The organism is Paenibacillus sp. 01T431 (genome assembly GCF_056398625.1).
The window spans coordinates 57,495-70,984 of sequence record NZ_JBFTPT010000007.1 but is presented as its reverse complement, the minus strand read 5'-3'; the positions used below and the strand labels follow the sequence as shown (position 1 = coordinate 70,984).

10 protein-coding genes are annotated in these 13,490 nt (G+C 51.8%); 9 read left to right on the top strand and 1 reads right to left on the bottom strand.

Annotation, left to right across the window (positions count from 1 at the left end; translation table 11 throughout):
• Nucleotides 1-5: 5 nt before the first annotated feature.
• Nucleotides 6-851 (bottom strand): electron transfer flavoprotein subunit beta/FixA family protein, encoded by an 846-nt coding sequence (locus AC1DM9_RS14415; RefSeq protein WP_477580934.1) that lies wholly within the window; start codon nt 849-851, stop codon nt 6-8.
• Between the two features lie 237 nt (nt 852-1,088).
• Here AC1DM9_RS14415 and AC1DM9_RS14410 point away from each other — a divergent pair, with 237 nt between their 5' ends.
• The 9 genes from AC1DM9_RS14410 (at nt 1,089) to map (ending at nt 13,106) form a co-directional block, all read left to right on the top strand.
• Nucleotides 1,089-3,356, top strand: a complete 2,268-nt coding sequence (locus AC1DM9_RS14410; RefSeq protein WP_477510145.1) for a (Fe-S)-binding protein — start codon at nt 1,089-1,091, stop codon at nt 3,354-3,356.
• Nucleotides 3,357-3,387: 31 nt separating this feature from the next.
• Complete coding sequence (locus tag AC1DM9_RS14405; RefSeq protein ID WP_477580615.1) at nt 3,388-5,829, top strand: 3-hydroxyacyl-CoA dehydrogenase/enoyl-CoA hydratase family protein; 2,442 nt, start codon at nt 3,388-3,390, stop codon at nt 5,827-5,829.
• Nucleotides 5,830-5,853: 24 nt separating this feature from the next.
• Nucleotides 5,854-7,074: an acetyl-CoA C-acyltransferase gene (locus tag AC1DM9_RS14400; RefSeq protein WP_441877912.1), complete on the top strand. Its 1,221-nt coding sequence runs from the start codon at nt 5,854-5,856 to the stop codon at nt 7,072-7,074.
• A 74-nt stretch (nt 7,075-7,148) separates the two neighbouring features.
• Nucleotides 7,149-8,936, top strand: coding sequence for an acyl-CoA dehydrogenase family protein (locus tag AC1DM9_RS14395; protein WP_339206530.1), 1,788 nt, complete (start codon nt 7,149-7,151; stop codon nt 8,934-8,936).
• Nucleotides 8,937-8,951: 15 nt separating this feature from the next.
• Nucleotides 8,952-10,736 (top strand): long-chain-fatty-acid--CoA ligase, encoded by a 1,785-nt coding sequence (locus tag AC1DM9_RS14390; protein WP_477580613.1) that lies wholly within the window; start codon nt 8,952-8,954, stop codon nt 10,734-10,736.
• Between the two features lie 5 nt (nt 10,737-10,741).
• Nucleotides 10,742-11,170, top strand: a complete 429-nt coding sequence (locus tag AC1DM9_RS14385; RefSeq protein WP_076268382.1) for a PaaI family thioesterase — start codon at nt 10,742-10,744, stop codon at nt 11,168-11,170.
• Nucleotides 11,171-11,308: 138 nt separating this feature from the next.
• Nucleotides 11,309-11,530, top strand: a complete 222-nt coding sequence (locus AC1DM9_RS14380) for a hypothetical protein (protein WP_076268381.1) — start codon at nt 11,309-11,311, stop codon at nt 11,528-11,530.
• A 181-nt stretch (nt 11,531-11,711) separates the two neighbouring features.
• Complete coding sequence (locus AC1DM9_RS14375) at nt 11,712-11,900, top strand: hypothetical protein (RefSeq protein WP_076268380.1); 189 nt, start codon at nt 11,712-11,714, stop codon at nt 11,898-11,900.
• A gap of 453 nt (nt 11,901-12,353) precedes the next feature.
• Nucleotides 12,354-13,106, top strand: coding sequence for a type I methionyl aminopeptidase (gene map, locus AC1DM9_RS14370; RefSeq protein ID WP_477510150.1), 753 nt, complete (start codon nt 12,354-12,356; stop codon nt 13,104-13,106).
• Nucleotides 13,107-13,490 lie beyond the last annotated feature (384 nt).

The following is a 13,490-nucleotide window of genomic DNA, read 5'->3' as shown; positions in this document are numbered from 1 at the left end:
CGAACTCAAAGAAGCTTCGCTTCCTCCCGCAGCAGAGCCACAAGAGCTGCGGCTTGCTCTGCCGGCTCGCCGGGGAGTCGTTTGCCCGCTGCGCGCGGAGGCGGAGGGAGCAGCTGCGTGCGCGCTGTGCGAGGCGATACGCTTTCAAGTGAAAGCTCGCCACTGGCGATCAGCTCAGCAGCCGTTATTGTGCGAAGCGGCTTGCGCTTCGCTTTCATAATGCCTGGCAGCGACGGATAACGCGGCTCGTTTAGTCCTTGCTGAGCGGTAATGAGCGCAGGAAGTGGAATCGATACCGTTTCGGTATCTCCTTCAACATCGCGCTCAACTAATGCGTAACGCTCAGCGCTCCCAGCAGTAGGTGAGCTGAGAAGTCCATCGGCAGGCAGGGAGCCAAGCTCCCCAGCAGTCAAGATGGTGACCTTCACAGCTGAAGCTGCATGAGGCAAGTGCAGCAGCTCGGCAATTTGCAGAGCTACGCTTCCAGCGCCGCTGTCTACTGCAAACAAGCCGGCTAGCAGCAAGTCAGGAGAGAGCGGCCTAATTACGGCAGCAAGAGCAGCAGCGACGGCTGAGTTGTCATCGGACAAATCTGCGCTATCAAGCCGAATAGCTTCATCTGCTCCGATAGCCAAAGCGGTTCGGAGCGCCTCTTGCGAGCGTTCGGCACCGCAGGTGATCACGATGACCTCGCCGCCGAGCTGCTCCCGCTGGCGAATGGCTTCCTCGAGTGCGTATTCATCGTAGGGATTGATTACAAATTTGGCGTCACTTTCGTCAACGCCAGCAGGTGTTACAATGATTTTTTCCTCGGTATCGAACGTTTGCTTGAGAAGCACAACTATTTTCAGCATAGAAGCTCCCTCACTTGTACCGCTAATTTGTTGACACTGTCCATCAGTGCTAGGATATGCTGTCTTGGAATTGAATAGACCGCCCTGCAATTGCCCGCTGTGCGGCATGTTCAAGGCCTAAAGCTCATATACATGGAGCACCGCGGCTATTTTTGTAAGCGCTTCAATACTTGTCCGACTACTGCGCGCGTAGGTGCTCGGTTTTATAGCCGGCATATAAGGGAGGCGGGGCGTATGCCATCTTTTTTGGCACTTAGGAATGTCGATCAATGGTTGATAGGGGGAAGATGGGCATTATTCGCGGCGGTTGTGCTGTTTGCTATTACCATGTTCGCAATGGTTGTACAGCGGCGCATCTTGTATATGAGGCTTGGGGTGCCGGCGGTTTTTTCGCGGTATCGACGCAAGTCAGGCAGTAAATCCGGCTTTGCCTCACAAGTGCTAGGCCATCGTAAGCTGCTGAACGATGTGAGAAGCGGCGTGATGCATTTGGTTTATTTTTATGGCTTTATTGTGCTTCAGTTTGGTGCGGCGGACTTGGTTTGGAAAGGGCTGAACCAAGGTGTACCGCTGCCGCTGCCCTATTATAATTGGTTCTCGCTGACGCAGGAGATGACCGTTACGCTCGTTTTTGCAGCTGTGCTGTACGGTGCTTTCCGGCGTTATGGGGAACGGCTCCCGCGGCTTAAGCGGGGGTGGAAACCTTCGCTCGTTATGTGGTTTATTGGCTCGTTGATGCTGACTGTTTTATTCTCATTAGCATTCGAGCGATTGGCTGCGGAAGAGCGCATGGGCCAGAATGCTTTGGTGCATGGGTCCACTGAAGCCATCGTTGAGGCGAAGTTCGCACCAGTGAGCGCTCCCTTGGCCACTATGCTTGAGAGTGCAGGTATACAGCCGCAAAGCACCGCAGCCCATGCAGGGTTTGAATTGTTTTGGTGGCTGCATCTTCTGGTTCTGCTTAGCTTTCTTGTGTACGTGCCGCAATCAAAGCATTTTCATTTATTGACAGCGCCTGTGAATCTTTGGTTCAGACGCAGCACGCCTCCCGGCCGACTTGTGCCGCTTAACCTAGAGGATGAGGAAGCGGAGTCCTTTGGCGCAGGGAAGGTTGAGCATTTCTCGCAAAAACAGATGCTAGATTTGTATGCATGCGTGGAATGCGGCCGCTGTACGAATGTTTGTCCGGCATCGAGCACCGGCAAGCTGCTCTCGCCGATGCATCTTATTGTGAAGCTGAGGGATCATTTGACCGAAAAAGGCGCTGCCATAACGTCCAAGTCACCATGGCTTCCAGCCAGCCTGCTGCATTCGAAATCGCGTGAGCCTCATGCCCATGTGATGGGAGCGGTGCTTCCTGCTTGGGAAGCTGAATCCGAATGGGGCACAAACATAGCGCCAACCATGGCTGCGCAGGCTGGGGCATGGAATATAAAAGAGAGTGCTAAGCCAGAGGAGGTAGAGCTGATCGGCGAGGTGTTGACCGAAGAGGAGCTGTGGGCATGTACGACCTGCCGGAATTGCGAGGAGCAATGCCCGGTTGGCAATGAGCATGTCGACAAAATTATCGATATGCGCCGTTACTTGGTGCTGATGGAAGGGAGGCTGCCGTCTGATGGGCAGCGCGCGCTGCAAAACATCGAGCGGCAAAGCAATCCATGGGGCTTGCCGCGTGCCGAGCGGGCGGCTTGGATTAACGATTGCGAGAGCAGAACCGGCATTCAAGTGCCGACGATGCAGGAGCTCAAGAAGCAGGGCAAAAAAGCAGATGTGCTGCTATGGGCGGGATCGATGGGCGCGTATGACATGCGGAGCCGCCGTGTTTTGTACGATGTGGTTAGGCTGCTGGATCATGCGGGTATCAACTTCGCTACGCTGGGATTGGAGGAAAAAAGCTCTGGCGATACAGCTAGACGAATCGGCAATGAACTGCTTTTCCAAGAGCTATGCCGCGAGAATATAGAAACGCTTAACAAATATGGCGTAACACAGATCGTGACCGCTTGCCCACATACGTATAACACGTTCAAAAATGAATATCCTGACTTCGGTCTTAGCCCTAGCATCATCGTGGAGCATCATACCGAAATGCTCTCTCGCCTGCTTGAGGAAGGTTTATTGAAGCCGGAGCATAAGATTGAGGAGCGAGTAACCGTGCATGATTCTTGCTACCTCGGCCGTTACAACGATACGTATGAAGCGCCGCGCAGCCTGCTTCGCTCCATTCCAGGCATATCGATTGAAGAGATGGAGCGCTCGGGCTCAAACGGCATGTGCTGCGGGGCGGGGGGCGGTCTCATGTGGATGGAGGAGCATTCTGGAACTCGCATCAACCATGCTCGAACCGCTCAAGCACTTGAAGTGAAACCATCGGTCATCAGCTCTGCCTGCCCCTATTGCCTAACGATGATGGAGGATGGTTTAAAGGCGCTGGGTGCGGATGAGAAGGTAATCGCACGTGATGTGGCGGAGTTGCTTGCCGAAAGTGTTTTTGGCGAATAAGCCGCTGTTTGTCAAAAAGGAGGAGGAGGCTATGACGACACAAGCATCGCAAAATAACTCAAGCACGATTCGCAGAGCCGCAGTGATCGGCTCCGGCGTAATGGGGGCCGGCATCGCTGCACATTTGGCCAATGCGGGGATGCGAGTGACGCTGCTGGACATTGTTCCGCATTCGCTGACGGCAGAGGAAGAACGACAGGGGCTTACGCTCTCTGATGCCAAGGTGCGCAATCGACTCGCAAATGCGGCGATAGCAAAAATGGGCAAGTCGCAACCCGCCCAGCTCTACGATCCAGCTTGGTCATCACGCATTACGCCGGGTAATTTGACCGATCATCTAGAGCTGCTTGGCGAGGCAGACTGGATAGTAGAAGCGGTTGTGGAGCGGCTAGATATTAAACGTGAGGTGCTTGAAGCGATTGAAGCCGCGCGCCGCCCAGGCAGCATCGTTTCTACAAATACGTCGGGATTATCAGCGGCGTCCATGGCAGAGGGGAGGAGCAAGGAGTTTCGGCAGCATTTTGCGGTAACCCATTTTTTCAACCCGCCGCGGTATATGAAGCTTGTTGAGATCGTGCCTACCGAAGACACCACCTCCGAGGTTATTCAGCTGTTGACGGAGGTGTGCGAGAAGCGGCTTGGCAAGGGGGTCGTACTGGCGAAGGATACGCCTAACTTCATTGCAAACCGAATTGGCACTTACGGCATGCTCGTTACGCTTGAGGATACGCTGGCATTTGGGCTGACGGTAGAGGAAGCGGACGCCTTGACTGGTCCGGCAATGGGAAGGCCGAAGACGGCGACACTGCGCATGCTCGATTTGGTTGGGTTGGATACGCTGCTGCATGTCGTGGATAATGTGCGGGAGCGGAGCAACGATCCAGCGGAGCAAAAGGTTTTTGCAAGGCCGCCCCTGCTAGAGAAGCTTGCAGCATCGGGACGGCTAGGTGAGAAAACGGGTGCGGGTTTTTACCGAAAGGTGAAGGGGAAAGGAGGCAGCGAGATTGAATCGCTTAAGCTGGATACGCTCGAGTATGGGCCTAAGCGGTCAGTCAACTCCCCTGTTATTGATGCGTCTAAGGCTGCGAAGGGTGCGGCGGCAAAAGTGAAGGCGCTGCTTCGCACAGACCCGCAGGACCGCTACGCTAAATTTGCATGGTCCACTATCAAAAAAACGCTGCTTTATGCAGCGGCACAAGTCGGTGTCATTGCGGATTCAATCTCGGATATCGACCGCGCAATGCGCTGGGGCTTTAACTGGGAGCTTGGACCGTTCGAGCTGTGGGATGCGATAGGGCTTCGCAAATCGGTGCAGCAAATGCAGAAGGAGGGCGATGCGATCCCAGAGTGGGTGGCGGCTTGGCTGGAAGCCGGACATGAAAGCTTCTATAAGGTGGAGGGAACGGAGCGGGTTTATGCTGCAAGCGGAGCATACAAGAGGGAGGTGGAGGAAGCAGATTCGGTTTCCTTAACGGCATTAAAGGCTGCCGGAAAAACGGTATTGTCCACCTCAGGCGCTAGTCTAATCGATATTGGCGATGACGTTGTACTGCTGGAATTCCATTCGCCTAACAATGCCATCGGGGGTGATATTTTATCGGCGATTCGGCAAAGCACAGAGGAGGTGTCACAAAATTGGCGCGGGCTTGTGATAGCGAATGAGGGGAAAAACTTCTGTGTAGGAGCAAACCTGATGCTGCTATTAATGGAGGCGCAAAGCGGCGATTGGGATGAAGTGGAGGATATTATTCGTTTCTTCCAGAGCAGTATGCTTGGGCTTAAGCGGCTTGACCGTCCTGTCGTAGCTGCTCCGCACCGAATGACGCTGGGCGGCGGAGTAGAAGCATGCTTGCCTGCTGATCGTATTATTTATTCGCCAGAGACATACTTTGGGTTAGTGGAAACGGGAGTTGGCCTTATTCCTGCGGGCGGGGGCTGCAAGGAAGCGGCTGCAATGGCAGCTGAACGGGCCTTTATTGCGAATGGCGGCAAGCCAGGCGGAGACCTGCAGCCGCATTTGAATGCGCTGTTTGAGACGATTGCGCTGGCCAAATCATCAACCAGCGGCTACGAGGTGCGCCGTTTGGGATTGATGCGGCCGCAGGATAAGGTCATTATGCGGCAGGAGGCACGGATAACCGAAGCGAAGCGGGCGGTGCTGGAGCTGGACCGAGCGGGCTACTCGCCGCCAGCGGAGGAACGTATTCGCGTTGCCGGACGAGAAGGCAGAGCGGTGCTTAAGGTAGCGGTGCAAGCGATGCAGCTTAGCGGCCATATTAGTGAGCATGACGCGCTTATCGCCGGCAAGCTTGGTTCTGTACTCGCTGGCGGGGACATTCAGCCGGGGGCTGAAGTGAGCGAGCAATATATGCTCGATTTGGAATGCGAAGCATTCCTCAGCCTATGCGGCGAGCGCAAGACACAGGAGCGTATGAGCCATATGCTCGCGACAGGCAAGCCACTGCGCAACTAGCCTAAAACGAAGGGGGAGAGTGAAATGTCAGCTTCATCACCGTTTGAAGATCACGCTCGTGATGCCGTTATCGTAGCTGCGGTGAGGACGGCGGTCGGCAAAGCATCAAAGGGGAGCCTTGCGGAGACGAGGGCAGAGGATCTTGGGCGAGCTGTGCTGCAAGGTGCGCTTGAGAGTCTGCCCGGCTTGTCGCCCGAGCTTATAGAGGATGTCATCATTGGCTGCGCAATGCCCGAAGGCGAACAAGGCTTGAATATGGCGCGCACGATCTCGCTTTATTCGGGATTGCCGGTGGCGACGCCAGCAGTAACGATTAACCGCTTTTGCGCATCAGGCCTGCAAGCAATCGCCTATGCAGCGGAGCGAATTAGGCTTGGCGATGCGGACGTTATTGCTGCTGGCGGAGTGGAGAGCATGAGCCATGTGCCGATGACCGGCTTCAGGCTGTCGCCGCATCCTGCGATTGTCGATGCGATGCCAGAGGTTTATATGGGAATGGGACATACGGCTGAAGAGGTTGCCCGCCGGTATGGGGTGACGCGTGAGGAGCAGGATGCGTTTGCAGCATCCAGCCATCGCAAGGCGGCAGCAGCTATTGAAGCAGGACGCTTCCAAGCCGAGATCGTTCCGATAACGACAAGCCGCTCCGGCGTGAACGATGCTGGCCGTCCATGGTCGAAAGTGATCACTTTCGATACAGATGAAGGCGTCCGGCCGGAGACGACGGTTCAGACGTTGGCGCCGCTCAAGCCCTCTTTTGCAAGAGAAGGTACGGTTACAGCGGGCAATACGTCCCAAATGAGCGATGGAGCAGCTGCGGTAATCGTGATGAGCAGGGCGCGTGCGGAGGAGCTTGGCTATCGTCCGCTTGCCGTATTCCGCGGTTTCAGTGTAGCTGGCGTAGCTCCTGAGGTCATGGGCATCGGTCCCATCGAAGCTGTGCCTAAAGCGCTTAAGAAAGCGGGAATTACGCTTGAGCAGGTTGATCTGTTTGAGCTTAATGAAGCGTTTGCGGCACAATGCGTCCCTATCATTAAGGAGCTTGGCATTAATCCTGAAATCGTCAATGTGAACGGCGGGGCTATCGCACTCGGACATCCGCTTGGTTGTACAGGAACAAAGCTGTCAGTGTCACTTATTCATGAGCTTGGCCGCAGAGGCGGCGGTATTGGCGTTGTCACGATGTGTATTGGCGGAGGCATGGGAGCAGCAGGCGTAATTGAAGTGTATAACTCAGACCAATAAGGTCGGCAGGTGGATAAGGGAGTTTGGCAGCATCCTGAAATAAAATATTCGGTTGGCTGAAAGGAGAACTGCGCATGACGGAGACGATACGTTTTGGCGGTCGGTTTGTCGTGGAAGACAGTGTGCCGGAATCGGTCGTGACGCCCGAGGATTTTACGGAAGAGCAACGAATGATGGCGGATGCGGCGCAGCAGTTCATGGATGCGGAAATAACGCCGCGCGATGCGGAGCTGGAAGCTTTAAATTATGATCTGACCGTAGAGCTGATGCGCAAAGCAGGTGAGCTTGGCCTGCTGGGCGCAGATGTGCCGGAGGCTTACGGCGGGCTGGGGCTCGACAAGGTAAGCACGACGCTGCTCGCAGAAACGTTGGCAAGATCCTCCTCGTTTGCGCTTTCGGTAGGCGCTCATACGGGAATCGGCACGCTGCCGATCGTTTTTTTTGGAACACCAAAGCAAAAAGAAACGTATCTCCCGGCACTTGCAACGGGGGAGCGCATCGCTGCTTATTGCTTAACTGAACCAGCATCGGGATCGGATGCGCTAGGGGCGAAAACGACGGCAAGATTATCGCCAAATGGGAAGCACTACGTGCTCAATGGATCAAAGCTCTATATTACAAACGCAGGTTTTGCTGACTTATTTATCGTTTATGCGAAGGTAGACGGTGAGTATTTTACAGCATTTATTGTAGAGAAAGGCATGCCGGGGTTCAGTATTGGACCGGAGGAGCATAAGATGGGCATCAAGGGTTCTTCAACACGCCCTTTATTTTTTGAAGATGTAGCGGTACCGGTTGAAAACGTGCTTGGGGAGGTTGGAAAAGGGCATCAAATCGCATTTAACATTTTGAACATAGGACGCTTTAAGCTTGGAGCAGCTTGCCTCGGTTCGTCGAAGGAGACCATTGAGCTTGCATCGGCCTATGCCAATACGCGGAAGCAATTTGGGAAGGCGATTTCCTCCTATCCGTTAATAGGCGCCAAGCTGGCTGATATGAACATTCGTACTTATGTGCTTGAGAGCATGGTTTACCGAACTGCAGGCTGGATCGATTCGATGCTGCGGACGACAGAGGAAGGCGGGGCGGCAGTTGAAGGCATGACGGTCGCTAAGGCAATCGGAGAGTATGCCATTGAATGCTCGATTATAAAGGTTTTTGCTTCTGAGGCGCTTGATTTTGTGGCGGATGAAGGGGTGCAGATTCATGGCGGCTACGGTTATATTCGCGAGTATAAGGTGGAAAGAATTTATCGGGATTCGCGAATTAATCGGATTTTTGAAGGCACGAATGAAATTAATCGGATGCTCATTCCTGGCACGCTGATGAAAAAAGCGTTAAAGGGCGAGCTCCCGCTGCTTCGCAAAGCTCGTTCATTGCAAGCAGAGCTGCTGCAGCCGATGCCGATTCCGCCTCTTGAAAAGCCGCTTAGCAAAGAAGCGTTCCGCGTAGGTCAAGCGAAAAAAATCTTCCTCGCCATCGGCGGGCTTGCTGTTCAGAAGCTGGGACTGCGGCTGGAGCAGGAACAAGAGGTGCTGTGTTCTCTTGCTGATCTTATGATCAACATTTTTGCCATGGAAAGCGCACTGCTGCGCTCACAAAAAATATGGAAGGCAAGCCGCGGAGTCGCTTCGGAAAAGACGGAAAATGTTTTAGCGATGACGACAGTTTTTGTGCAGGAGGCCATGGAGCGGGTCGAGTCACTAGCTAAGCTGGCACTTGCTGCGCTAGAGACGGGAGACGGGCTGCAGATGCAGCTGTCCGTCCTCAAAAAGCTGATGCGCGCGCCTATCTCAGATACGGTTGCTTTGAAGCGAACAATTGCCGCTCGTGTCATTAACAGTGAGCATTATGTCGTGTGAAGGGGGAGAGCATGAATGGATTCGCTCAGACCGGAAGATCCGTCTTTGCCCGAGCAACCGTCCACTCAATCTGAAGAGCAAGCGCGCCCATGGCTTCAACATTACCCGAAAGAGGTTTCGCCTTCACTGCACTATCCCGATCAGAGCATCGTCCAGTTTTTAATAAATGCGGCTAATCATCATCCAAATCATCCTGCTGTACATTTCCTAGGCAAAATATTAACATACCGCGAGCTTCACGAGAATGCGGTTAATCTCGCTTATGGTCTCCTTTCCATTGGCATAGCCAAAGGAGACCGGGTGGCAATCATGCTGCCGAATTGCCCGCAGGCAGTGGCTGCTTTTTATGGCGTGCTGCTTGCAGGTGGCGTCGTTGTTCAGACAAATCCGCTTTATGTGGAGCGGGAGCTTGAGCATCAGCTAGCAGATAGCGGAGCTGTTGCTGTCATTACGGTTGATCTGCTTTATGCACGCTTGTCTCGGGTTCGAGGCAAGCAGCCGGAGTCGGGTCCGCTGCCGCAGCTGAAGCATGCCATCATCACATCGATTAAGGATGGGCTGCCGTTTCCGAAAAACTTGCTTTATCCTCTTAAGCAGCGAAAAGAGGGCTTTCGCGCAGATATTCCATATGGCAGCTTTGGTGTCGTTTCTTATAAGAAGCTGCTTGCAGCAAAGCATACGGATATGAGCCTGCCTGATTCGGCAAAAGGGTCTGATCTCGCGGCGCTGCAATATACAGGCGGCACAACAGGAACGCCAAAAGGTGTGATGCTGACTCATCGCAATCTCGTTGCCAATACGATACAAATATCTACTTGGTGCTATAAAGCGGAGGATGCTAAAGAGAGATTTTTAGCGGCGCTGCCACTGTTTCATGTGTTTGGATTAACGGTATTAATGAATATGTCGGTACTGCGTGCGGGAACGCTTATATTACTTCCGCGCTTCGAAGTGGAGACGGTACTGCAAACGATTAATCAGCAGAAACCTACCATTTTTCCAGGCGCGCCAACGATGTATGTCGCACTCATCCATCATAAGTCCGCGGCAAAAATCGATTTTTCTTCTATTAATGTGTGTGTAAGCGGATCAGCGGCTTTGCCGCTAGAGGTGCAGGAGAAGTTCGAAGCTTTAACTGGCGGAAGGCTTGTTGAAGGTTATGGCTTGTCGGAATCTTCTCCCGTCACCCATGCCAACCCAGTATGGGAGAAACGCAAAATCGGTACGATCGGCATTCCTTTTCCGGATACGGATGCGGCAGTGATTGATCCTGAGAGCGGTGAGAGATTGCCTATCGGTGAGCTTGGGGAGTTAATTGTTCGCGGTCCGCAGGTCATGCGAGGATATTGGAATAAGCCTGCTGAAACGGATCAGGTATTGCGGGATGGTTGGCTCCATACTGGCGACCTTGCTACGATGGATGAAGATGGTTATTTTACGATTATGGATCGAATTAAGGATGTTATTATCGCTGGCGGCTTTAATATTTATCCTCGTGAAGTGGAGGAGGTACTGTTCGAGCATCCGGCCGTAAGGGAAGCGGCAGTGATTGGTGTGAAGGATGAGTACAGAGGCGAAACGGTAAAAGCTTTTATTGTGTTTAAGGAGGGCTGGCAAGTATCAAGCAGTCAACTTGACCGTTGGTGCAGAGAGCGGCTCGCTTCCTATAAGGTGCCACACCACTATTCCTTTAGGGAAACGCTTCCAAAAACGATGGTCGGAAAAGTGCTTCGTCGAAAACTGCAGGAGGAGGAGGCGGAGGCTGAAAAGGCGAGAAAGGCGGAGAAGAAGGGAGAGTGAGCGGTATGGATGAGGATTGGTTTGTTCAACAGGCAGATCAAGCCGGTCATCTGACAAGGCTCGCAGAACGTGCGCAAGCCACCTTTTGGGGATTGCTTGGCTGTGAAATCGTGCAGGCAAACGCAAGTAAAGCGGCCATTTGCCTGGATGCAACTGAGCGGCATCTTAATCTGCTAAACATCGTTCACGGCGGAGTGCTGATGTCTCTGATGGATAATGCGATGGGGCTTGTGGTTATGCTAGCAGCACCTGAGAAAAGCGCGGTAACAGCAAATTTGAACACACAATTTCTCGCCAGCGCCAAGGGCGGCGTGCTGCTTTGCGAAGCAGAGCTGGTTCACCGAACGGAACGTACACTGACGCTGCAAGCGCAGGTAAAGGATGACGCAGGCAAGCTGCTCGTTTGCGGGATTGGTGCGTATCGGATCATTTAGTTCACATTTTCGTAAGTTGATTGCTTGCTTCTGGTACGATATAATAATACCTAATTATGGAAAAATAGTTCGAGTGGAACAGAGCTAATAATTAAGCGTAATATACCGATAAAAGTAATATGGGAAGGAGGCGAGGACATGGTTCAGGGCTGGGTAACGACATTGGTTTTAGCATTCGGAATTTTGGTCGCCATTATTGGCGTGATCGCATATTTAAGAATGTTTCGTAAAGATCGGCTTTCATCTACGTCTCACCAGTCAGCTGATGTCTCGCCTCCAAACGTAATTAGCATAACAACCGCAAGGGATTCTGAGCATAAGAAGCCGCCCAAATCCAAAAAAGCCGCGCCAAGAGATTAATAATTGTTAACTTTCATATTCTGAACCTAAATGTTATAATAGTAAGAAAAATGCGAACATTGTGACTCATTGGCCATGGAGTTGCCTGCACCGAGTGGGGGTTCTTGCGGTGTAATCGCCGCATGCGGTCTCGTATAATGCTGTTTAGGACGACCATCCAACGTAAAGGGGAGGAGATTTCATGGCGAAGCATAGCCAGAATGAAGTCAAGGAAAGCCTGAAAGAACTCACGAGAATTTTTCAACCCAAGGACCCGCGTAAATTTGTTAAAGAGTATATTCGCAAGTACCGGATTACCGGGGGCTACGAAGATGAATTAACGACATTGGTGGAAAATGAATTGTGCAGAATCAACTCCTCGGTCAGCTAGACTCATCATGAAGGATACGGCTTTGTAAACTGTCTATAGGCAGGATGCAAAGTCTTTTTGTTTTTTTTTTACAGGACATACAAACTTAGGATGCTAGGTTTTTCTAAAATGGATTTCCCACCAATCCTACTAACCTCAGATTATTTTTGGTCACTCGATAGTGCAACGAATATTTCCCCCCTCAAATCATAATTTCGCCATATCTGATGGGCATGTGTCTCCCTTTTCTCGAATAAGTTATACATAGACAAATCTACTCGTTGTCATAGGCGGGATATGTTTGCGAAGTGGATTTTACTAACGTAAAACCTAGGTCTATGCTTTCGAAGTGGATTTTACTATCGTAAAACCTAGGCTTATGCTTTCGAAGTGGATTTTACTATCGTAACACCTGAGCCTATGCTTTCGAAGTGGATTTTACTTACGTAAAACCTTAAGGAGGTACGTACACACATGGCAGTGGATTTGAAGACAAAGGAACATATTCGGGGCATTCGTAAAGCTGGCCGTATTGTCGCTGCCTGTCACAAAGCGCTCTCGAAACGGATAGCGCCGGGTGTCACCACGCAGGAGATTGACCGGTTTGTTGAGCGGTTCATGCTGGATCGAGGGGCGACTCCGGCGCAGAAAGGCTATAAAGGATATCCATTTGCTACGTGTGCCTCCGTTAACGAGGTTGTTTGCCATGGCTTTCCAGACTCTGAGCCGCTGGAAGCCGGTGATATTGTTACGATTGATATGGTGGCTGAATTGGACGGATGGAAGGCTGATTCAGCATGGACCTATGCGATTGGCAAGACGAATACGGCCACAGAAAAGCTGCTCCTTGCAGCAGAGCAATCGTTAAAAGATGGAATAAAGCAAGCAGTGCTAGGCAATCGACTGGGAGACATCGGATACGCGATTCAAAGAAGAGCGGAAAGAGCTGGTTTTGAGGTAGTAACAGCTTTTGTTGGTCATGGCATCGGCAGAAGCATGCATGAATTTCCTCAGGTGATGCATCATGGCTTGCCTGGTCAGGGGATTTTGCTTGAAGAAGGCATGGTGATAACGATAGAGCCGATACTTACAGCAGGAAGAGCTGACGTATATATAGCACAGGATGGGTGGACGGCTCGGACTAGAGATGGGGCCTGGGCGGCGCAATTTGAGCATACCGTGGCGATTACGAAGGAAGGTCCAATCGTGTTGACCCGCTGGGAATAATGATATTAATTTTAACTAACCACAATCAAAAGTCGAGCCTGTGCAGGATCTAACTGCTGCTCGGCTTTTTTAGTTTGCCTATTTTCGTGCGTTGGCTGAATGTTCGCCACTTACATTCAATGATAATGCCAAAGCAGTCATGAATAAAGAGTTCTTTTCTGTGGAACGCGAGCGGGAAGAGGAGTGGAAAAGAAAGCTTGTCCATCTCCACAATCAACGCAAATAGTGAACATGTTCATGCTGCTAATTATTTAGAAGTGATCATCTGATTTTTTTTGGATGATCACTTTTTTTGTTTGCATTTTATAAAAATGGTCAGTTTAAGTTAGGTTTTCTAACATAAATGACTTTATGATCACCATGAATATAACGCATTCAAGTTAG